This window comes from Pseudomonas sp. XS1P51 (genome assembly GCF_054897845.1).
This window is the reverse complement of the sequence record NZ_CM142707.1, coordinates 2,970,900-2,995,927: the sequence shown is the minus strand read 5'-3', so window position 1 is coordinate 2,995,927 and position 25,028 is coordinate 2,970,900. Positions and strand designations below refer to the sequence as shown.

At 63.1% G+C, this 25,028-nt stretch carries 4 protein-coding genes; all 4 read left to right on the top strand.

The features are described from left to right. The first annotated feature begins 14 nt into the window (after positions 1–14). Positions 15–11,024, top strand: a complete 11,010-nt coding sequence (locus ACYZUD_RS13835; RefSeq protein ID WP_462024504.1) for an amino acid adenylation domain-containing protein — start codon at positions 15–17, stop codon at positions 11,022–11,024. Then, positions 11,024–22,789, top strand: coding sequence for a non-ribosomal peptide synthase/polyketide synthase (locus ACYZUD_RS13830; protein ID WP_462024503.1), 11,766 nt, complete (start codon positions 11,024–11,026; stop codon positions 22,787–22,789). Before ACYZUD_RS13835 ends, ACYZUD_RS13830 begins: the two co-directional genes overlap by 1 nt. 181 nt (positions 22,790–22,970) lie before the next feature. After that, entirely contained in the window at positions 22,971–23,927 is a 957-nt protein-coding gene (locus ACYZUD_RS13825; RefSeq protein ID WP_462024501.1) for an alpha/beta hydrolase, read from the top strand. Between the two features lie 646 nt (positions 23,928–24,573). Continuing rightward, positions 24,574–24,933: a DUF6124 family protein gene (locus ACYZUD_RS13820; RefSeq protein WP_462024500.1), complete on the top strand. Its 360-nt coding sequence runs from the start codon at positions 24,574–24,576 to the stop codon at positions 24,931–24,933. Positions 24,934–25,028 lie beyond the last annotated feature (95 nt).

Genomic DNA, 25,028 nt, shown 5'->3' with positions numbered 1-25,028 from the left:
CCGGATACCAAGAAATGAATGCTGAAGACTCCTTGAAACTTGCTCGCCGGTTTATCGGGTTGCCCCTGGAAAAGCGCCAGATGTTCCTTGCGGCCTTGCAAAAGGAAGGTGTTGATTTCGCCCGGTTCCCGATTCCTGCCGGTGTCGAGTCCGAGGATCGCCAGGCGTTGTCGTACGCCCAGCAACGCATGTGGTTTCTCTGGCAGCTGGACCCGCAAAGCGGCGCCTATAACCTGCCGGGGGCGGTGCGTCTGACCGGGCGTCTGAATTTGTCAGCCCTGGAACAGGCGTTTGCCAGTCTGGTGGCGCGTCACGAAACCCTGCGCACGGTGTTCCAGCGTCAGGCGGATGACACCTTGCTGCAAGTCCCGGCCGGCGCGTCGCTGGTGATCGATCAGGTGGATTTCAGCGCGTTGCCGGCCCCGGAGCGCGAGCGGGCAGTCGCCCAGGCAGCCGAGCAGCAATCGGTGCTGCCCTTCGATCTGTCGGTCGGCCCGCTGCTGCGGGTCACGTTGCTCAAGCTTGCCGAACAGGAACACGTCCTGCTGCTGACCTTGCACCACATCGTTTCCGACGGCTGGTCGATGAACGTGCTGATCGACGAGTTCATTCGCTGCTACGACGCCTTTGACGCCGATGCCCAACCGCAACTCGCGCCGTTGCCGATCCAGTACAGCGACTATGCGCTGTGGCAGCGCCGCTGGCTGGAGGCCGGCGAGCAGGCACGCCAACTCGAATACTGGCAGAGCCAACTGGGTGACGAGCATCCAGTGCTGGAACTGCCCACCGATCATCCACGCCCGGCGATGCCGAGCTATCGCGGCACCCGTTACGAGTTTGCCGTCGACGCTCAACTGGCCGAACAACTGCGGGCCACGGCGCAGAAGCACAACATCACCTTGTTCATGCTGTTGCTCGGTGCGTTCAACGTGCTGTTGCACCGCTACACCGGGCAGACCGACATTCGCGTCGGCGTGCCAATCGCCAACCGCAACCGCGCGGAAATCGAAGGCCTGATCGGCTTCTTCGTCAACACCCAGGTGCTGCGCACGCAGCTCGACGGTCAGACCCGCGTCGACGATCTGTTGCGCGCCATCAAGGAAACCGCCCTCGGTGCCCAGGCCCATCAGGACTTACCGTTCGAGCGCCTGGTCGAAGCGTTGAAACTGGAACGCAGCCTCAGCCACACGCCGCTGTTCCAGGTGATGTACAACCATCAGCCGCAGGTCGCCGATATTTCCACCGTCAGCACCGCCTCCGGTCTGGCGCTGGGCGTGATCGAGTGGGAAGGGCGCACCACGCAGTTCGACCTGACCCTCGACACTTACGACCTCAACACCAATGAGAAGCGCGGCAAGCTGCACGCCGCGCTGACCTACGCCAACGACCTGTTCGACGCCGCGACCATCGCGCGCATGGCGCAGCACTGGACGCACCTGCTGCACGGCATGGTCAGCGATTCGCGGCAGCGCATCAGCGATTTGCCGCTGCTGGATAAAACCGAATATCAGCGCATCGTGCATGACTGGAATCGTGCGGACGAACGCTTCCCCCAGGACCTGTGCATTCATGAGTTGATCAGCCGGCAAGCGGCGGTGAGTCCGAGTGAACTGGCCGTGACTTTCGCGGCGAAACAGCTGACTTACGCCGCGCTCGACAACCAGGCCAATCGCCTGGCCCACAAGCTGATCGAACTGGGTGTGGGCCCGGAAGTCCGGGTCGGCGTGGCGATGCAACGTTCCGAATGCCTGCTGGTGGCGTTGCTGGCGGTGCTCAAGGCCGGTGGTGCCTACGTTCCCCTGGACCCGGATTACCCGGCCGAGAGGGTCGCCTACATGCTTGAAGACAGCCGCGCGCTGGTGCTGCTGACCGAACAGGCGATCGCGGCGACGTTGAACGTAGCGGCCGACACGCAAGTGCTGTTGATGGACGCCGTTGAATTCTCGCTGGCGGATTACCCGAGCAGCGCGCCGGTTACCCGCGTCACGCCGGACAACCTGGCCTACGTGATCTACACCTCCGGTTCCACCGGCAAACCCAAAGGTGTGGCCATCGCCCATCGCAACGTGCTGGCGCTGATCGACTGGTCGAAATCGGTCTACAGCCGCGAGGACATTCAAGGGGTGTTGGCCTCCACCTCGGTCTGCTTCGACCTGTCGGTGTGGGAGCTGTTCGTCACCCTGGCCAACGGCGGTTCGGTGATCATCGCCCGCAATGCCCTGGAGTTGCCGCAACTGCCGGCGCGGGATCAGGTGCGTCTGATCAACACCGTGCCGTCGGCGATCAATGCGTTGCAACGCGACGGGCAGATCCCGCCGAGCGTGCGCATCATCAACCTCGCGGGTGAGCCGCTGAAGCAAAGTCTGGTGGACGCGCTGTACGAGCAACCGACCGTCGAGCACGTCTACGATCTGTATGGCCCGTCGGAAGACACCACCTATTCCACCTGGACCCGCCGCCAGGCCGGTGGCAGCGCGAATATCGGCCGACCGCTCAAGCACACCGCCAGCTATTTGCTGGACGCCGAGCTGCAACCGGTGCCCCAAGGCGTGTCGGCCGAGCTGTACCTGAGCGGTGCCGGCATCACCCGCGGTTACCTGGCGCGGCCGGGCATGACCGCTGAAAAGTACGTGCCGAACCCGTTCGCCAGCAATGGCGAACGCCTGTACCGCACCGGCGACCTGACCCGTTATCAGGCGGACGGAAAGCTGCAATACGTCGGCCGCATCGACCATCAGGTCAAGGTGCGCGGCTTCCGCATCGAGCTCGGTGAAATCGAAGCGCGGCTGTTGCAGCAAGACGCCGTGCGCGAACTGGCGGTGCTGGCGCAGGACAGCGTCAACGGTCAGCAACTGGTCGCCTACATCGTGCCGACCGATCCGGCAGCCTTGCTGGGCGATGTCGACGCTCAGGCAACCCTGCGTGAAACCCTGAAAGCGGCACTGCGTCAGCACTTGCCGGATTACATGGTTCCGGCGTTCCTGTTGTTCCTCGATCAACTGCCGCTGACCCCCAACGGCAAACTCGACCGCAAGGCGTTGCCGGCCGTCGACGGCACTCAACAACAACGTGAACACGTCGCGCCACGCAGTGCCCTGGAAAAATCCCTCGCCGCGATCTGGCAGGACGTGTTGGCCATCGACAACGTCGGTCTCGAAGACAACTTCTTCGAACTGGGCGGCGACTCTATCGTTTCCATGCAAGTGGTCAGCCGCGCCCGTCAGGCCGGGATCGTGTTGAGCCCGAAAGACCTGTTCCAGCACCAGACCATCCGCAGCCTGGCCCAGGCCGCCCGCAGCGGCGAGCAACAACTGATCGATCAAGGCCCGGCGGTTGGCGCGGTGGCGTTGGCGCCGGTGCAACAGTGGTTCTTCGAACAACCGATCCCTGAGCGTCAGCACTGGAACCAGTCGTTGCTGCTGGTGCCGCGCGAGACGTTAAACGTCCAGGTGCTGGATCGTGCTTTAGAGCAGTTGCTGGCCCATCACGACAGCTTGCGCCTGCGTTATGAATTGACTGAAGCAGGCTGGCAACAGGCCTATGCCGCGCCGACCACGGAGTCGGTATTGTGGCAGCGTCAGGCGCAGTCGGTCGAAGCACTCAACGCCTTATGCGACGAAGCCCAGCGCAGTCTCGACTTGCAGAACGGCCCGTTGCTGCGGGCGCTGCTGGTGGCGATGGCTGACGGCACTCAACGTTTGTTGCTGGTCGTCCATCACTTGGCGGTGGACGGTGTTTCCTGGCGCGTGTTGCTGGAAGACCTTCAGCAGTTCTACAGCGGCGGTGCCGTGACGATGGCGAAGACCAGCACTTATCAACGCTGGGCCGCACGCCTGCAAGATCATCTGCCAGTCTTTGAAAACAGCCTCGGTCATTGGCAGACCCAACTGCGCGACGCCCCAACCGATCTGCCGTGCGACCGCCCGAGCGGTGCGCTGGAAAACCGCTTCGAACAGAAACTCGAACTCAAACTCGACACCGAGCAAACCCGCAAACTGCTGCAACAGGCCCCGGCGGCGTATCGCACCCAGGTCAACGACCTGCTGCTGACTGCGCTGGCGCGTGCCGTTTGCCGCTGGAGCGGGCAGGGCAGCACGCTGATCCAGCTCGAAGGCCATGGCCGCGAAGACCTGTTCGACGACATCGACCTCACTCGCACCGTTGGCTGGTTCACCAGCCTGTTCCCGGTCAACCTGATACCGGCCAGTGACCTTGGCGCCTCGATCAAAAGCATCAAGGAGCAACTGCGCACCGTGCCGGACAAAGGCCTGGGCTACGGCGCACTGCGTTACCTCGGCGCACCGGCAATTCGCGCCGAACTGGCGGCGTTGCCGCAACCGCGCATCACCTTCAATTACCTGGGGCAGTTCGACCGGCAGTTCGATGACGGTGCGATGTTCGTCCCGTCCACTGAAGGCAGCGGCGTGGCGCAGGATCCATCGGCACCGCTGGGCAACTGGTTGACCGTCGAGGGCCAGGTCTACGGCGGCGAGTTGTCGCTGAGCTGGGGCTTCAGCCACGAGATGTTCGACACCGCAACCATCCAGCGTCTGGCGGACGACTATGCGCAAGAACTGAACGCGCTGATCGAGCATTGCTGTGCCGTTGAAGCAGCGCAAGCCACACCGTCGGACTTCCCGCTGGCGCGCATCAGTCAGGCGCAGCTCGATGAACTGTCGGTCTCTAACCTCGAAGACCTTTATCCGTTGTCGCCGATGCAGCAGGGCATGCTGTTTCACACGCTGTACGAACCGGAAGTCGGCGCCTACATCAGTCAGATGCGCCTGGATATTCAGGGCCTCGATCCGCAGCGATTCGCCGCAGCCTGGCAAGCGGCGCTTGCGCGTCACGACATTCTGCGCAGCAGCTTCCACTGGCAGGGTCTCGACATCGCGCATCAGGCCATTGTTCGCCAAGTGGCGCTGCCGCTTGAAGTGCTGGAAGCGACCGACACCGATGCGCTGGCTGACGCTGAACGCGCCCAGGGTTTTGTATTGGGAACGGCGCCGCTGTTTCGCTTGAAGCTCGTCCGTACGGGCGCTAATGACTGGCATCTGATCTACACCAGCCACCACATTTTGATGGACGGCTGGAGCAACGCACAGTTGCTCGCCGAAGTGATCCAACACTATGCCGCCGGGCAATCGCTGCCGGCACCGACCGGCCAATACCGCGATTACCTGGGCTGGCTACAGCAGCAGTCCGCCGTTGCTGGCGAGCAGTTCTGGAAAGCCGCCCTGGCACCGCTGGAAGCACCGACGTTGCTGGCCGAAGCCTTGCGCCCCCCGGTCGGCGCCGAAGGCAGCGAAGAATACCGCGTAGTCCTCAACAGCAACGCCACCCAGCGTCTGGCCGAATTTGCCCGCCAGCAGAAAGTCACCCTCAACACCTTGTTGCAAGCGGCCTGGAGCCTGTTGCTGCATCGCTACACCGGTCAGGATTGCGTGGTGTTCGGTGCTACCGTGGCCGGCCGTTCGGCACCGTTGCCGGGGATCGAAGAACAACTCGGGCTGTTCATCAACACGCTGCCGCTGGTGTGTGCGATGAAGCCGGATCAAACCGTCAGCCAGTGGCTGGGCGAGTTGCAAGGGCTGAACCTGGCCATGCGCGAGTTCGAGCATGTGCCGCTGTATGACATTCAGGGCTGGGCGGGGCAGCAGGGGTCGGCGCTGTTCGACAGCCTGCTGGTGTTCGAAAACTTCCCGGTGGCCGAAGCGCTGAAGCAAGGGGCGCCGGCCGGGTTGTCGTTCGGCAACCTGCACAATCACGAACGCACCCACTATCCGCTGACCTTGGGCATCGAACTGGGCGAAGGTTTGAGCCTGGACTTCAGCTACGACGCGGCGCGGTTCAGTGCGGCGCAGGTCGCCGGGTTGTCGGCCAATCTGCAGCACCTGCTGACGCAGTTGGTTGCGCAGCCGGACGCGGCACTCGGCGCGCTGGAACTGCTCGATGTCGACGGCAAAACGGCGCTGCTCGCGATCAGCCAACCGGCTTCGGTGGAGTTATCCACAACGCGTCTGGTGCACGAACAAATCGCGGCTCAGGCCGCCGCTACGCCAGACGCGATGGCGTTGCAGGTCGACGGTCAATCGTTGAGCTACCATCAGTTGAACGCTCAGGCCAACCGCCTGGCCCATCGCCTGCTCGACAACGGCGCCGGTCCCGGCAAGCGGGTCGGCCTGGCACTGCATCGTGGTCCGCAGTTGATCGTCAGCCTGCTGGCCGTGCTCAAAAGTGGCGCGGCGTATGTGCCGCTGGACCCGAAATACCCGGCTGAACGTTTGGCGTACATGATCGATGACAGCCGTCTTGACGTGCTGCTGTGCGAATCCGGTCTGCTGGAAGATGTGCCAGGTGTGCTGCGCCTCAGCCTCGAAGACAACGCCGACTACCCGGATAGCGATCCACAGAATCACGCCGTCGCCGAAGACCTGGCCTACGTCATCTACACCTCCGGCTCCACCGGCCAACCCAAAGGCGTGGCCATCGCCCATGCCGCGCTGCGCGAGTTCTGCCAGACCGCCGCCGACTATTCGGTGCTGTCGGCGTCGGACCGCGTGTTGCAATTCGCGACTTTCAGCTTCGATGGCTTTGTCGAGCAGTGCTACCCGGCGCTGTGCGTCGGCGCGGCGTTGATCATGCGTGGCGATGACTTGTGGGACGCTGGCCGACTCGCCGCCGAAATCGTCCAGCAGGGCGTGACCGTCGCGGACTTGCCGGCCGCTTACTGGTATTTGCTGGCCCGCGAATGCGCGAGCGGCGTGGTGAGCAGTCTCGGTGCTTTGCGCCAGGTTCACGTCGGTGGCGAAGCGATGTCGGTTGAAGGTCTGCGCTTGTGGCATCAGGCCGGGTTGAGCCATGTGCGTTTGCTCAACACCTACGGCCCGACCGAGGCGACCGTGGTGTCCAGTGTTCATGAGTGCCGTCTCGAAGATGCCAGCGACGCGTTTGGTATCCCGATTGGTCGAGCCATCGCCGGTCGGGCGCTCTATGTATTGGACGCGGCTGGTCAGTTGCTGCCACCTGGCGGTGTCGGCGAATTGTGCATCGGCGCTCCAGCCAGCCTGGCCCAACGTTACTTTGATCGTCCGGCGCTGACCGCCGAGCGTTTCCTGCCGGACCCTTTCGCCCGTGAGCCGGGCGCGCGGCTGTACCGCAGCGGCGACCTGGCGCGTTACAACGCCGACGATGATCTGGAATACGTCGGCCGCATTGACCATCAAGTGAAGATTCGCGGTTTCCGCATCGAAATGGGCGAGATCGAAGCCTGCCTGCAAGCCCGGGACGAAGTGCGCGAAGCGGCCGTCATTGCTCAGGACGGCACGCAACTGGTGGCGTACATCGTGGCCAGCGACGACACACTTATCCACAGCCCTGCGGCGAATCAGTCCGAATATCTGGATGCCCTCAAGGCCGTTTTGCGCCAGTCGTTGCCGGAATACATGGTGCCGAACCACCTGATCCTGCTGGCCAAACTGCCACTCAACAACAACGGCAAACTCGACCGCAAAGCCTTGCCGCGCGCTTCCGCCTGCGATGCGCAACGGGCATTCGTCGCCCCGACCGAAGGGCTTGAAGCGCAACTGGCGTTGATCTGGCAGGAGGTGTTGCAGGTCGAGCAAGTGGGCCGCGACGACAATTTCTTCGAGTTGGGCGGGCACTCGTTGCTGGTGCTTCAGGTGATCTCCCGGGTGCGTCAGCAATTGCAGCTCGAACTGTCCGTGAGCAGCCTGTTCTCCGCCGCGAATCTGGCGGAATTTGCCGAGCGTGCGGCGCTGGCAAATATCAGCGGCCAACCGCTTCTGCAGCGTGCGCCAATCGATCAGCTGCAGATCCTGTCCTACGCCCAGCAGCGCCAGTGGATTCTCTGGCAACTGGACCCGCAAAGCCCGGCCTACAACATTCCAGCCGCGCTGCGCCTCAAGGGCTCGCTGAACCGCGAAGCCCTGCGCGAGGCCTTCGCCCAATTGCAGGCCCGTCACCAGACCCTGCGCACGACCTTCGAACAGGACGGTCAGCAGGCGCGTCCGGTGCTGCATGAAAAACTGCCGTTGCAACTGCAAGAACGCACGCTGGATCAGTCGTCGATCGACAGCGCCGTGGCCGAAGAAATCGCCCGGCCGTTCGACCTGCGCAACGGTCCACTGTGGCGCGTGTTGCTGCTGCAAGTGCGCGCCGAAGAGCATGTGCTGGTGCTTACCGTGCACCACATTGCCGCCGATGGCTGGTCGATGCAGGTCATGGTCGATGAGTTCAGTGCGCTGTATCAGGCTGCCGTCGAAGGCAATGCTGCAAACCTGAATAGCTTGCCGGTGAACTACAGCGACTACGCCCGTTGGCAGCGCGACTGGCTGGAGGCCGGCGAGGGTGCACGGCAACTGGCGTGGTGGCGCGAGCAACTGGATGGCAGCCAGGCACCGCTTGAATTGCCGAGTGAGCTGACCCGTCCGGCCCGTCGCACCGAGCGCGGGGCCAGTCTGGTGCTGAACGTTGATCGCGACTTGCTCGCCGGTTTGCGCCAACGCGCCCAGGAACAACAGGTGACGCTGTTCATGCTGTTGCTGGCGAGTTTCCAGACCTTGCTGCATCGCCAGAGCGGCCAGTCGAGCATCAGCGTCGGCGTGCCGAGTGCCGGGCGTTCGCGCATCGAAACCGAAGGCCTGATCGGCTTCTTCATCAACACCCAGGTGCTGCGTGCCGAGATCGACGGGCAGCAACCGTTCAGTGCCTTGCTGCAACAGGTCAAACAGGTCGCATTGGGGGCACAGGCGAATCAGGACTTGCCGTTCGAGCAACTGGTCGACGCCTTGCAGCCTGACCGCAGCCTGAATCACAGCCCGTTGTTCCAGGTGCTCTACAACCACCAGCAGCAGCTGGGCGCGAGCGTCGAGCGCAGCGTCGCCGACTTGCAGGTTGAACGTCTGCAATGGCAGCAACACACCACGCAATTCGATCTGGTGCTCGATACCCAAGAGCAGGGCGAAGCACTGGACGCCAGCCTGACCTACGCCACGGATCTGTACGACGAAGCGTCGATGAACCGCCTCGCCGAGCAGTGGCTGAACCTGTTGCGCGCGGTGGTCAACGATCCGCAGCAACGCGTCGCCGAACTGCCATTGCTGCACGCGCCGCAATACGCTGCGTTGATCCAGCACTGGAACCCGACGTTCCAAGCGCAACCGTCGCCGCCAACCTTGCACCAGTTGTTCGAAAATCAAGCCGCTCAACGGCCGAACGCCATCGCGCTGGTCTACGAAGGCGAGCAACTGACCTATGCCGCGCTCAACGCCCAGGCCAACCGCCTGGCGCGCAAACTGCGCGAGCAGGGCGTCGGGCCTGAGGTGCGGGTCGGCATCGCCACCGAACGGGCGATGCCGCTGGTGGTTGGTTTGCTGGCGATTCTCAAGGCCGGTGGCGCCTACGTACCGCTGGACCCGCAATACCCGGTCGAGCGCTTGAGCTACATGATCGAAGACAGCGGCATTACGTTGCTGCTGACCCAACAACATTTGATCGATGGCTTGCCGGCCCGCGACAGCGTGCAGGTGCTGAACCTGGAGTCGTTGCAACTGGACGCCTACAGCGCCGACAACCTGCCTGCGCTGGCGTCCCCGGAAAACCTCGCCTACGTGATCTACACCTCTGGTTCTACCGGTCGGCCAAAAGGTGCATTGCTCAGCCATGGCAACGTCGGGCGTCTGCTCACGGCCACCGCTGCCGAGTTCAACTTCGGCCCGGACGATGTCTGGACCCTGTTCCACTCCTACGCCTTCGACTTCTCGGTGTGGGAGCTGTTTGGTTCGCTGTGCACCGGCGGGCGTCTGGTGATCGTGCCGTATTACATCAGCCGCGAGCCGCAAGAGTTTCACCGCTTGCTCTGTGATGAAGGCGTGACGGTGTTGAACCAGACTCCGACCGCGTTCCGCCAACTGTTGCCGATTGCCTGCGCCAGCCCGCGAAACATGGCGCTGCGCCAGGTGATCTTCGGTGGCGAAGCGCTGGAAGTTGCGAGCCTGCGCCCATGGTTCGAACGCTTCGGTGACCAGCAACCGACGTTGGTGAACATGTACGGCATCACCGAAACCACGGTGCACGTGACCTACCGCGCCATTCGCCTGGCCGATCTTGAAGGCAAGGCCCAAAGCCCGATTGGCCTGCCGATCCGCGACCTGCGCTGGTACTTGCTCGACAGCCAGTTGCAACCGGTGCCGGTGGGTGTGGCGGGCGAGTTGTACATCGCCGGTGCCGGCCTGGCCCGTGGTTATCACGGGCGTTTCGGCCTCACCGCCGAACGCTTCGTGCCGAGCCCGTTCGATGCCGCGCAACGCCTCTATCGCAGCGGCGACCTGGCGCGTCAGCGTGCCGATGGCAGCATCGATTACCTCGGCCGGATCGACCAGCAAGTGAAGATTCGCGGTTTCCGCATCGAGCTGGGTGAAATCGAAGCCGCGCTACTGGCGCAACCGGGCGTGAGCCAAGCAGTGTTGAGCGTGCATTCGGGCGATGGCGGCCCGCAGCTTTGCGCCTACGTCGTCGCCGAGCAAACCCCGCACGACCCGATTGCCTGGCGCGACAACCTGCGCGCCGCGCTCAAGGTCGATCTGCCGGACTACATGGTGCCGAGCCACTGGTTGCTGCTCGATGCCTTGCCGCTGACCGGCAACGGCAAGCTCGACCGCAAGGCCTTGCCGGTGCCCGATGCGCAGGAATGGCAGCGACCCTTCGAAGCCCCCGAAGGCGACCTCGAACAGCAACTGGCAGCGATCTGGGCTGACGTGCTGGGCGTGGCGCAGATCGGCCGGCGCGACAACTTCTTTGAATTGGGCGGGCATTCGTTGCTCGCCGCCCAGGCCAGTGCCCGCGTGGAACTGGAACTGGGCATCGAGCTGCCGCTGCGCGCGCTGTTCGAATCCACCGACCTGCAGGCTTATGCCGCCATGGCCGGGCAACACGCCCCGGCTGACAACGATGCACGTCTTGATGCGCTTGAGTCGCTTCTCGACGAGATGGAGATCAACTGATGGAACACACCACTGCCCAGCGTATCGCCACCCGCTTCGCCGGCCTGCCTGCCGACAAACGCCGCGAGTTTCTGACAAAAATGCAAGAGCAGGGCGTGAGCTTCGGGCAACTGCCGATTCCGCCCGCCACCGAACCGCAAGTAACCTTCGAACTGTCGTATGCGCAGCAGCGCCAATGGTTCCTCTGGCAGCTTGATCCGCAGAGCTCGGCGTACAACATTCCGGCCGCCCTGCGTTTGCACGGGCCGTTGAATGTCGCGGCGTTGCAGCAGAGTTTCGACGTGTTGCTGGAGCGGCATCAGAGCCTGCGCAGCCGATTCGTCGAGGACGACGGTCAGGTGGTGCAGACACTGGCCGCGTTCACTTCGTTGCCGATCGAACAGATCGACCTGCGCGCTGAACCTCAGGATCAGCGTCTCGATTTGGCCATGAAAGCGGTTGAGCAGGACATCGCCCGGCCGTTCGATCTGCAGCACGGTCCGCTGCTGCGGGTCAGCCTGTTGCAACTCGATACCGAAGACCATGTGCTGTTGCTGACCCTGCACCACATCGTCACCGATGGCTGGTCGATGGGCGTGTTGGTGGAGGAGTTTTCCCGGCTCTACGCCGCGCATTGCCAAGGGCAGAACGCTGCGCTGGAAGCGCTGCCGATCCAGTATTCCGACTACGCCCTGTGGCAACGCCGCTGGATGGAAGCGGGCGAGCTGGAACGTCAGTTCAACTGGTGGCGTGACACACTGGGCAGCGAACAACCGCTGCTGGAATTGCCGACTGATCGCCCACGCCCGGCGCAACCGAGCCAACGCGGCGCGCGTCTGGATTTCGCCCTCGATGCAACCTTGGCCAGCGGCCTGATGACCCTGGCCAAACAGCGCGGCGTCACGCCGTTCATGCTGTTACTGGCGAGCTTCCAGGCCTTGCTCTATCGCTACAGCGGTCAGTCCGATCTGCGCGTTGGCGTGCCGATTGCCAACCGTAATCGCGCGGAAACCCGTGGCCTGATCGGCTTCTTCGTCAACACCCAGGTGATGCGTGCCGAGCTCGACGGGCGTCTGCCATTCAGCCAGTTGCTCGACCAGACCCGCGACGCCTCTCTGGATGCCCAGGCTTATCAGGACCTGCCGTTCGAGCGACTGGTGCAAGCGCTGCAAGGTGAGCGCAGCCTGAGCCACAGCCCGTTGTTCCAGGTGATGTTCAACCACCAGCAAGCCAAACCGGCGGCGGTCAGCGGCTTGCTCGCAGGCCTGCGGGTCGAGGCGCTGAACGCCACGGCGCACACCACGCAATTCGACCTGCAACTGGACACGCAGGAAGTGGGCGACAAGTTGTTCGCCAGCCTGACCTACGCCACCGACCTGTTCGACGCCGAGCGCATCGAACACCTGGCTCGGCACTGGCGCAACCTGCTGGCCGGTGTGCTGGCAAACCCGCAATGCCCGCTGGCCGAATTGCCGCTGCTGGATGCCGACGAGCGTCTGCGCATTCTCGATGACCTCAACGACACCGCTCAGGCCTATCCGGGCGAAGTCTGCGTGCAGCGGCATTTCGAAGAACGCGTGATTGAAGACGGTGAAGCGACCGCGCTGGTGTTTCAGGGGCAGCGTCTGAGTTACGTGGAATTGAACCTGCGCGCCAACCGTCTGGCCCATCACTTGCGCGCTCAGGGTGTCGGCCCGGAAGTGCTGGTGGGGATTGCCTGCGACCGCTCGTTCGAAATGGTCGTCGGCCTGTTGGCGATTCTCAAGGCCGGTGGTGCGTATGTGCCGCTGGACCCGGAATACCCGATTGATCGCCTGAGCTACATGATCGAAGACAGCGGCATTTCGCTGTTGCTGACCCAGGAGCATTTGCTGGCGCAATTGCCGACCCCGGACAACGTGCGCACCTTGTGCCTGCGCGCCGAGGCCGATTGGCTGAGCGATCTGCCGGGCACTGATCTACCCAACCTGGCCATCGCGGAAAACCTCGCTTATGTGATTTACACCTCCGGCTCCACCGGCAAACCCAAGGGCGCGGGCAACCGCCATGTGGCGCTGCATAACCGTCTGGAATGGATGCAGGAAGCCTACAACTTGCTGCCTACGGACCGTGTGCTGCAAAAGACGCCGTTCAGTTTCGACGTGTCGGTGTGGGAGTTTTTCTGGCCGCTGATGAAAGGCGCCACACTGGTCATCGCCGCGCCCGGCGAGCACCGTGATCCACAACGCCTTGCCGCGCTGATCGTCGAACAGTCGATCACCACGCTGCACTTCGTGCCGTCGATGCTTTCGGCGTTTATCGGTGCCGACGAGGCGCTGGCCTGCGCCTCGCTGCAACGGATCATTTGCAGTGGTGAAGCGCTGCCGATGGAACTGCAACGCCAGACTTTGCGCAGCCTGCCGCAAGCCCATCTCTACAACCTCTATGGCCCGACCGAAGCGGCCATCGACGTGACCCACTGGACCTGCGTGGAAGAGGGCCGCGACAGCGTGCCGATCGGCCGCCCGATTGCCAACCTGCGTACCTGCATCCTCGACAGTGAACTGCAACCATTGCCGCTAGGCGCGGTGGGCGAGTTGTACCTGGGCGGTATCGGCCTGGCTCGCGGTTATCACCGTCGTGGCGCGTTGACTGCCGAGCGTTTTGTGGTGGATCCGTTCGGCAGCGGCGAGCGCCTGTACCGCACCGGTGACCTGGCGCGTTATCGCGCTGATGGCGCCATCGACTACTGCGGTCGCATCGACCATCAAGTGAAGATTCGCGGTTTGCGCATCGAACTGGGTGAAATCGAAGCGCGTCTTCAAGAGCATGCCGACGTGCAGGAAGCCGTGGTGCTGGCCCTCGACGGCCCGAGCGGCAAGCAATTGGTCGCGTACATCGTGCCGCAGAATCGCGCACTGCTGGACGCCGATGCCGAGCAACAAGGCGCTTGGCGCGAAACCCTGAAAAGCCATTTGCTCGCCAGCCTGCCGGATTACATGGTGCCGGCGCAGACCGTGCTGATCGAGCAGATGCCGTTGAGCCCCAACGGCAAACTCGACCGCAAACGCCTGCCGACACCGACCGCACAGGTCAGCCAGCGCGCCTTCGAAGCACCGCGCAGCGAACACGAACAGGTGCTGGCGCAGATCTGGCAAGACGTGTTGGGCGTGGAACAGGTCGGCCGTCAGGACAACTTCTTCGAACTGGGTGGCGACTCGATCATTTCGATTCAAGTGGTCAGCCGTGCCCGTCGTGCCGGTTTGAGCCTGCAACCCCGAGACCTGTTCCAGCAGCAGACCTTGCAAGCGTTGGCGGCGGTGGTGAAAGAGCAGGCCGCACCGCTGGCACAACAAGGGCCAGTGGACGGTGTGCAAAAACTCACGCCGATCCAGCGCTGGTTCTTCGACGAGCCGATCCCGCAGCGCGCGCAGTGGAACCAGGCCGTGCTGCTGACACCACGGGAAACCCTCGAATTGCCGCGCCTGCAAGCCGCGCTGCAACGCCTGCTCAAGCAGCACGATGCCCTGCGTTTGCGTTTCAGTCAGGTCGACGGCCAATGGTCGGCGCGCTATGTCGGGGCCGACAGCGCCGATGTGATCGACATGCTCTGGACCGCTCGCGTCGCCAGCGATGCCTCGCTGGAATCGGTGTGCGATGAAGCCCAGCGTAGCCTCAGTCTGCAAGACGGTCCGTTGCTGCGCGTGGCGTTGATCGCTCAGGCCGATGGCTCCCAGCGGTTGCTGTTGGTCATCCACCATTTGGCGGTGGACGGTGTGTCCTGGCGGGTGTTGCTGGAAGATTTGCAGGCGGCTTATCAGGGCCAGGACCTGCCACCGAAGACCAGCGCCTTCCAGGCCTGGGCCGACAGACTCGACGCTTATGCACGCTCCGAAGCGGCCTTCAGTGAACTGAACTGGTGGCAAGCGCAACTGAGCCTCGCCAATGATGCGCTGCCAGCCGCTAACGCTCAGGCCAGTCAGGCCGGGCATCTGCGTCAGGGCGTCAGCATCGGTCTGGACCGCGAGCAGACCCGCCAGTTGCTGCAACAGGCGCCAGCGATCTACCGCACGCAGGTCAACGACCTGCTGCTGACCGCACTGGCCCGTACCCTCAGCCGCTGGACCGGCGACGTGTCGGCACTGATTCAACTCGAAGGCCACGGCCGCGAAGAACTGTTCGACGACGTCGACCTGACCCGCACCGTCGGCTGGTTCTCCAGCCTGTTCCCGGTACGCCTGACGCCAACCGCCGACCTTTCGGGGTCGATCAAGGCAATCAAGCAGCAACTGCGCGAGATTCCCGGCAAAGGCATGGGCTACGGCTTGTTGCGCTACATGGGCGATGCCGCGACCCAAGCGGCGTTGGCCGCGTTGCCGCAAGCGCGCGTGACGTTCAACTACCTCGGGCAGTTCGACCAGAGCTTTGCCGAGGACGCACTGTTCACCCCGGCGCGCGAATCCAGCGGTGCCGCACAATCGGCGGATGCACCGCTACCGAACTGGTTGTCGGTGGACGGTCAGGTGTATGGCGGCGAACTGAAACTCGACTGGACCTTCAGTCGCGAATGCTTTGATCAGCGCGAGATCGAAGCGCTGGCCGCAGATTTTCGTAGCGAGTTGCTGGCGCTGATCGCCCACTGCCTGAGCGATGGCGCGGGCGGCGTGACCCCGGCGGACTTCCCGTTGGCACGTCTGACCCAGGCGCAACTCGATGGCTTGCCGGTGCCGCCGGCGCAAATCGAGGACGTGTATCCGCTGTCGCCGATGCAGGCCGGTTTGTTGTTCCACAGCCTCTACGAATCGGATTCCGGTGCGTACGTGAACCAGCTCAGCGTCGAAGCCCGTGGCCTCGATGCCGAGCGTTTGGGCCGTGCCTGGCAGGCGGTGCTCGACACCCATCCGATCCTGCGCAGCAGCTTCCACTTCCCGGACGGTTTCGAAGCGCCGGTGCAATTGGTCCACCGTCATCTGCAATTGCCGATGACCTGCCTCGATTGGTGTGGCCGCAGCGATCAGGCCGAAGCACTGGCGCAACTGATCGACAGCGAACGTTTGCAGCTCGATTCGACCCAGGCACCGCTGATGCGCCTGACCCTGGTGCGCCTGGACGACGAGCGTCAGCAACTGATTTACACCCACCACCACCTGTTGCTGGATGGCTGGAGTAATTCGCTGCTGTTGAGCGAAGTCCTGCAGCGTTATGCCGGGCAAGCCGTGCAGGCACCGGTCGGACGTTTCGCCGACTACATTGGCTGGCTGCAACGTCAGGACGCTCACGCTGACGAGATCTTCTGGCGCGAGCAACTGGCGACCCTCGACAACCCGACCCTGCTGGCCCAGAGTCTGGCCCATGGCGACAGTAAAAAACTGTCGACGGCGGACTTTGCCGACCATCGCCAGACCTTCGATGTGGCCACCAGCCAACGCTTCAGCGAGTTTGCCCGTCAGCAGAAAGTCACCCTCAACACCCTGGTGCAAGGTGCCTGGGCACTGTTGCTGCAACGCTACAACGGTCAACGCAGCGTCGCGTTCGGCGCGACCGTGGCGGGGCGCCCGGTGGACTTGCCGGGCGCCGAAAGCCAGCTCGGCCTGTTCATCAACACCTTGCCGGTGATCAGCAGCCCGGACGCCGTTGAAAGCGTCAGCCAGTGGCTGACCCGCTTGCAGGCGCAGAACCTGGAACTGCGCGAGCACGAATTCACCGCCCTCGGCGACATTCAGCGTTGGGCCGGGCGTGCCGGTGAACCGCTGTTCGACAGCCTGTTGGTGTTCGAAAACTTCCCGGTGGCCGAAGCGCTGCAACAAGGTGCGCCGGCCGGTTTGAGCTTCTCCATCCCGCAGAACCATGAACGCACCAACTTCCCGCTGACCCTGGCGGCCACCGCCGAAAACCAGTTGAACCTGAACTGGAGCTACCAGTGCGCCCACTTCAGCAGCGATGCCATTGCCCGCATGAGCGAGCATCTGGGCGCGTTGCTGGCGGCGATGGTCGCCGCGCCACACGCCGCATTGAGTGAACTGGACCTGCTGACCGCGCCGGAACGTGCGCAACAGTTGGTCGAGTGGAACCCGGCGTTTACCGCGACGGAAAACCCGCTCTGCGTGCATCAGTTGATCGAGGCCCAGGCCGTCATCCGTCCGGACGCCACGGCGCTGATTTTCAATGACCTGGAATTGAGCTTCGACCAACTCAACCGTCGCGCCAACCAGTTGGCCCATCGCCTGCGCGCACTGGGCATCGGCCCGGAAGTGCGGGTTGGCCTGGCGATGCAACGTTCGCCGGAAATGATCATCGGCTTGCTGGCGATCCTCAAGGCGGGTGGCGCGTACGTGCCGCTGGACCCGTCTTACCCGGCCGAACGCCTGCGTTACCTGATGGAAGACAGCGGAATTTCGCTGATGATCAGCCAATCGTGGCTGCGGGAAAAACTGCCGTTGCCCGAAGGCCTGCCGGTGTTGGAAATAGACCGTGAACCGCTGGAATTCATGGCCGACACCAACCCGGTCAACCTGACCTGCGGCGAGAACCTCGCGTACCTGATTTACACCTCGGGCTCCACGGGTCGGCCGAAAGGCGTGAGCGTGGCCCACGGTCCGCTGGCCATGCATTGCCTGTCGATCGGCGAGTTGTACGGCATGACCCCGGACGACCGCGAGCTGCAATTCGCCTCGATCAGCTTCGACGGCGCCCACGAGCGCTGGCTGACGCCGCTGGTGTTCGGTTCGGCAGTGATGCCGCGCGACGACGAATTGTGGAGCGTGGAGCGCACCTGCGCCGAGATCGAAAAACACGGCATCACCATTGCCTGCTTCACCCCGAGCTACCTGGCGCAGATCGCCGATTTCATGGGCGAGGCGGGGCGCAATCTGCCGATCCGTTCCTACACCCCGTGTGGTGAAGGCATGGCCAAACATGCGTTTGACGAGGTCCAGCAAGTGCTGCAACCCAAGCGCCTGATCAACGGCTACGGCCCGACCGAAACGGTGATCACGCCGCTGATCTGGCTGGCGTATCCGGATACCGAATTCGACTCGGCCTTCATGCCGATTGGCCGGCCAGTCGGCAACCGCAGCGCCTACATTCTGGACGGCGGCTTGCAGCCGCTGCCGGTCGGCGTGGCGGGCGAGTTGTACCTGGGCGGCGAGGGCGTGGCGCGGGGTTACCATCAACGTCCGGACCTGACCGCTGAACGTTTCGTGCCGGACCCATTCGTGCCAGGTGGGCGTTTGTATCGCAGTGGCGACCTCGCGCGGTTCCGTGCCGACGGCGTCGTTGAGTACCTAGGCCGTATCGACCAGCAAGTGAAGATTCGCGGGTTCCGTATCGAACTGGGCGAAATCGAAGCCTGCCTGCTCGAACACGAAGGCGTGCGTGAAGCGTTCGTGATCGACCGCGAAGGCCCGGTGAGCCGCCAGTTGGTCGGTTACGTGGTGCCACGCGATCCGCTCGCCGACGAGCACGATTTGCGTGAAGCACTGACGCTGCACCTGCGCAGCCGTCTGCCGGCGCACATGCTGCCGGCGCATTTGATGTGCCTGGCCGCATTGCCGCTGACACCGAATGGCAAGCTCGATCGTCAAGGCCTGCCGGCGCCGGAAGCCACTCGGCAGAATCACGATCAAGTGGCCGCCGCGTCGCCCGCCGAAGCGTTGCTGGTGGAGGTCTGGCAAGAACTGTTGGGGCTGGAGTCGCTGGGTGTCACCGAGAACTTCTTCGAGCTGGGCGGTGACTCGATCATTTCCCTGCAAGCGGTGAGTCGTGCCGGGCAGCGCGGGCTGGTGTTCAGTCCGAAGCAACTGTTCGAACAGCAGACCATTCGTGCCCTCGCCGCGGTGGCGACCCGCCGTGAAGCGGCGTTGGTTGAAGCGCCGCAAGTCGAAGCTTTCTCGTTGGTGCCGCACATCGACATCGCTGCCCGTGAAGGGCTGCAAGACTTGTATCCGCTGTCGCCGATGCAGCAAGGCATGTTGTTCCACTGCCTCGATTCGCCAGAGCTGAACCCCTACGTCAACCAGTTGAGCGTGGCGGTGGACGGCTTGCAGGTGCCGCGTTTCCGCGCCGCTTGGCAAACCCTGGTCGAACGTCATGAAGTGCTGCGCGCGGCGTTCCGCTGGCGCGATGGTTTGGCCGATCCGCTGCAAGCGGTGTTCGCCGACGTCGAGTTGCCGATTGAAGAACTCGACTGGCGCGAGCGCACCGACACCGAACAGGCACTGAGTGAACTGGCGGCGGCGGAACAGGCCAAGGGGTTCGACCTGAGCTGCCCGCCGCTGATGCGCTTCATCCTGGTTCGCCTGGGTGATGACCGTTACCAGATGATCTGGATCTACCATCACCTGTTGCTGGACGGCTGGAGTGCGTCGCGTCTGCTGGGCGACATGCTGCGCCTGTATCACAACGACAGCCTGCCAACCCTGACCGGTCGTTACGCTGACTACATTGCCTGGCTGCAACGCCAGGACGGCGCGCAGGCGGAAGGTTTCTGGCGTGAGCGGCTGGCATTGCTCGAAGAACCGACCATTCTGGCCAAGGCGTCGGGCGCCGCAGGTTCTGGTCACGGCGTGATGTACAGCAACCTCGACGCCGAGGCGACGCGCAAACTGCACACGTTCGCCAAGCATCAACGCGTGACGCTGAACACGCTGGTGCAAGGCGCGTGGCTATTGCTGTTGCAACGCCACAGCGGCCAACGCAGCGTCGCATTCGGCGCCACGGTAGCCGGGCGTCCGACGGGGCTGGCCGGTGCGCAGGACATGCTCGGGCTGTTCATCAACACCTTGCCGGTGATCCAGACCCTCGACCCGCAGCAACCATTGGGCGAGTGGCTGCGTGCCCTGCAGGATTACAACCTGATGGTGCGCGACTACGAGCACACGCCGTTGTCCGACATTCAGCGCTGGGCCGGGCAGGGTGGCCAGGGCTTGTTCGACAGCATCATCGTGTTCGAAAACCATCCGGTGGACCGCGCCTTGCGCGGCGGCGAGGAAGGTGAACTGCGCTTTGCCGAAGTCGGCAGTGGCGGGGTGACCAACTTCCCGATGGACTTGATGGTCAGCGCTAACGAGGAAGGTCTGGAAGTCGAATACCTGTTCCTGCGTGATCGCTTCAGCGAGCTGGAAGTGCAGCGGATTCGTGCGCAACTTGAAGGGTTGCTGCGTACGTTGCCGGAAGACGCGACGTGTCTGCTCGGCAACATCGGCTTGCCTGAGGCACGTTTGAGTCTGCCGCAGGCGTCCGACGACTCTGCGGATTTGCTACACAGCTTCAATCACCATGTGAGTACGCAACCGCAGAAAATTGCTCTGTTCTGTGAGGACCGGGAAGTCAGTTATGCCGAGCTTGAGGCGCAGGCCAATGGGCTGGCGCAGCAACTGATCGCTCGCGGCATTGGTGCGGAAAGTCTGGTGGCGGTGGCGTTGCCGCGTTCCGAACGCACCATCGTGGCGTTCCTCGCGGTACTCAAGGCCGGTGCGGCGTACCTGCCACTGGACCTGGCATACCCGGCCGAGCGACTGGCCTACATGCTCAGCGATTCGGCGGCCAGCCTGTTGCTTTGCGACAGCGATCTGGGCGACCGGCTGCCCCTGGCCGACAGCCCGCCACGTTTGTTGCTCGATCAGTTGGCCGTTGCTGACGACACTGAGTGCCCGGTTTCCCGACCGTTGCCGGGGCATCTGGCGTACCTGATCTACACCTCCGGTTCCACCGGCCAGCCGAAAGGCGTGGCCGTGGCGCGCGGTCCGATTGCCCGGCATTGCCGAGGCATCATCGACCTTTACGAATTGGCACCGCGTAGCCGCGAATTGCACTTCATGTCGTTCGCCTTCGACGGTGCTCAGGAGCGTTGGCTGAGTGTGCTGTTGGCCGGCGGCAGTCTGGTGATCCGCGACGACAGCCTGTGGACCCCGGAACAAACCCTGGAAGTGCTGCACCGTCACAGCGTCACCGTGGCCTGCTTCCCGCCGGCGTACCTGCAACAGATGGCCGAAGTGGCCGAACGCCTGGGCAATCCGCCGGCGGTCGAGGTGTATTGCTTTGGCGGTGATGCGGTGCCGGAAGCGAGTTTCGAGCAGGTCAAGCGGGCCCTGCGTCCGCAACGTCTGGTCAACGGTTACGGCCCGACTGAAACGGTGGTCACGCCGCTGTTGTGGCGTGCCGAAGCCAGCGAAACCTGCGACGCGGCCTATGCGCCGATCGGTCGTGGTGTGGCCGGGCGTGGTTTGTACGTGCTCGACGCCGACCTCAATCCGTTGCCGGTCGGTGTCAGCGGCGAGTTGTACCTGGGCGGCGAATGCCTGGCGCGTGGTTATCACCAGCGTCCGGGCATGAGTGCCGAACGCTTCATCCCCGATCCGTTCGAGGCCGGTGGTCGCATGTATCGCACTGGCGATCTGGTGCGCCAACGCGAGTGCGGGTTGATCGACTACCTGGGGCGTCTAGACCAGCAAGTGAAGATCCGTGGTTTTCGCATTGAACTGGGTGAAATCGAAGCCCGTCTGCGTGACTGTGCCGGGGTGCAGGATGCCGCCGTGGTGGTGCACGACACGCCGACCGGCAAGCAATTGGTCGGTTATGTGGTGGCGGCCGGTGCTGTCGGACTGGATCGGCGCTTGAAGTCTGAACTGCAAGCGCAGCTGCCGGACTACATGGTGCCGGCGCGAATCCTGGTGCTGGAGCGCTTCCCGCTGTCGGCCAACGGCAAGCTCGATCGTCGCGCACTGCCTACGCCTGAATGGGCACTCGGTGGTTATCGCGCACCGCGCAACGCACTGGAAACGGCGCTGACGGCGATCTGGCAAGAGGTGCTGGGCGTGCCGCAAGTGGGCATCGACGACAACTTCTTCGAACTGGGCGGCGACTCGTTGCAGGTGCTCAAAGTCATCTCGCGGGTTCGCAGTCAGCCGCAACTGGGCTTTGAATTGAAGCTGCGGGATCTGATGCAGAAACCGTGCATCGCCGAACTCAGTGGTTATCAGGCTGCCGAGCCCATTGCAGCGGCGCCGGACCCGTTGCTGGCGTTGAATGCGCGGATCCCCAACGTGCCGGCGCTGTTCTGCCTGCACGCCGGTTTCGGCACGGTGTTCGACTACGAACCGCTGGCTCGCCGACTGGAAGGACGGCGCACGGTGTACGGCCTGCAATGCCGCATGTTGCTCGACCCGCACTGGCAGGACGCGTCGCTGCTGGCCATGGCTCAAGCCTATGCGCAACGGATTCGTGCTCAGCAGGCCAAGGGGCCGTATTACTTGCTGGGGTGGTCGTTGGGTGGCGCGTTGACGCAATTGGTCGCTCATGAACTGGAAGCGCAGGGCGAGACGGTGGCGTTTGCCGGGCTGGTCGACAGTTATGTGGCGGGCACCGCAGAAGCGGGGGACTGGCGCGAAGACCTTGGGGACTTCCTGAGGTTTGTGCTCGGTCTGCCCGTCGAGGAGGCCCAGGCGCTGATTGCGCTGAAAGCCGCTGATTTGAATGAGCGCGAAGGTGCCGCAGCGGTGATCGAGGCGGTCATGCACGGTTCCAATGGCCACGCGGCGTTGGGGGCGGGAGAGCTTACGCAGATCTTCGCCACCGGTTCATCGCTCAAGCAACTGGCCCTGGCGCATCGGCAACTGCCGGCGATTCAGGTCGCGGCGCATCGCTGGTGGGTGGTCGGGCGCGACGACGAGCGTCGGGTGTTCGAGGCGCAAGTCGGCAGCCATGGCGTGGACCGCTTGTTGGCCGGCGGGCATTACGAACTGCTGTGTGGTGACGAGTTGCTCGATGAGCTTGAAGACTTGTTGGAACGCCGTTTGGCTATCGCTTAAACGGGAGCGCCACGGTCCACTGTAGGAGCTGCCGCAGGCTGCGATCTTTTGACTTTGATTTTATCGGTGTGTCGAACACCGCCAAAAGATCGCAGCCTGCGGCAGCTCCTACAGAATCCCGCACCTTTCAAAATTTTGAATCGCCCGATTATTGACCTCTTTGTGTAAAAGGATTCGTCCCATGGCTGTTTTGCCAGAACTTGAAGCTTTTCTCGAACTCGCCGAATTCGGCCGCCTGACCGGCAAAAGTCGCGCGATGCATGAACTGTCGCCGCAACAGGCGCGGATCGATTTTGAGGCGTCGTCGGGGTTTCTCGACGTGTCGCTGGACGGCGTTGCCTGCGAGGACTTCACGATTGCTGCGCGGGACGGCCATAGCCTGTCGGCGCGGCTGTATCGCGACGAGCAAGCGGTCGAAGGGTTGCAGCCGATGGTGTTGTATTTCCATGGCGGCGGTTACGTGGTCGGCAGCCTCGATTCCCATGATGCGTTGTGTCGGCGGCTGGCGGCGCAGGGTGGTTTTGCCTTGTTGACGGTGGACTATCGCCTGGCGCCGGAATGGCGTTTTCCGACGCCGGTGCAGGATGCCTGCGATGCCGGTAATTGGCTGGTTCGCGAGGGCGCGGCGCGTGGTTTGGACGCGACTCGGGTGGCGCTGGCCGGTGACAGCGTCGGCGCGACGCTGGCCACGGTGTTGTCGATCATGGCCGTGCGCGAGCCTGAGGAGCTGGCGTTGAAACCCAAGGCGCAGTTGCTGGTGTACCCGGTGACGGATGCCACCACCAAGCGGGCGTCTCATCGAGACTTTGCCGAAGGCTACTTGCTGGAAACGCCGACGCTGGACTGGTTCTATGCGCATTACGGGCGCACCCCAGAGGATCTGGCGGATTGGCGCTGCTCGCCGTTGCTGGCGCAGGATCTGTCGGGCGTGGCGCCGGCGCTGGTGTACCTGGCCGGGCATGATCCGTTGCATGACGAAGGTCTGGCGTATGCCGAGCGCTTGCGTGCTGCGGGGAATGAGGTGACGTTGCTGGAACAGCCGGGCATGACCCATGACTTTATGCGCATGGGCGGGTTGCTGAGCGAAGTGGAAGGGATTCACGCGCAAGTGGCGGGGTGGGTGCGTTCGCGGTTGTGATCTGAAGTCAGAGCGTTCCCACGTAGGAGTGGGAACGATCAATGTCTGCTGTCGGGATTTGTAGTGGGGCGACCATCGCCATCGCGAGCAGGCTCGCTCCCACAGGGGATCTTCAGTGAATACGTGAATTGTGTTCACACCCGCCAATGTGGGAGCGAGCCTGCTCGCGATGGCGGCCTGACATTCACCACAATCCATCGCCCATAATAAATGCCCGTATTTCGCGATACGGGCATTTTCATTTTTGGTTGTGTTCATCGCGTGTAGGCACTGTCATCCGCTCATTAAACGGTGTTTGGCTGTACGTGTTTAAACCCCCGCAAGGTTACTTCGTGAAAGCTACAGCGCCTTGCGTCGTTGCCTACAGTTACGCCAGAATCCGCCGGCTTGTGCGCCTTGGGGCCGCTCGGTAACTTGGTTCCCGTCACTGATTGTCAGTGATCGGGTTTAGTAGCCCGTGGTGTTATCAGCAAGGTGCAAAGCTCTGTCAGTCAGGTATCCCATCCCTGAACTTGATGGTGGCTGTGCGCAGGGCGCTTCGGCGCGCCGGTAAATGCTGATCTCCCCGGTCTACTAACCTGCGTACAGCCGCCACCCTTCTTTTAGTAGAGAAGTTTTAGCGGCTCCACTCAGGAGTAATCAGCTTATGTTCAAGGTCACACCGAATCCGCCGGACACCGATCCAGCATCCCCGTACGAAAACCTCGATTCAAAAAAGCTCCACGAAGCCGCCGAGCGCGCCCTCGATTTTCACTTCCCGTCGACTGCCGACATCAAAGCCACCCCGCGCACACCTGGCACCATGTTCATCGTCAACCCCGAACTCGATACCGAAACCCTGCTGGCCCACGCTTGCGAGTCGTTGGCGTCGGCCAATGTCATGGCCATGGATCTTGCGGATCATATGGAGGGGCCGAGTCGCAACTCTCTGCTGGGCATTGCGCAGGTCATCATGCTCGGTGAGCTGGCGGTGAACCGGGCGCTGGATCAGCTCGATTCGCCTTAACAATCAGTGTCTGGTGCCGGAATTTGCAGGAGGGCTACTATCGCCATCGCGAGCAGGCTCGCTCCCACAGTTGGCCGATGTGAACATCAATTCTG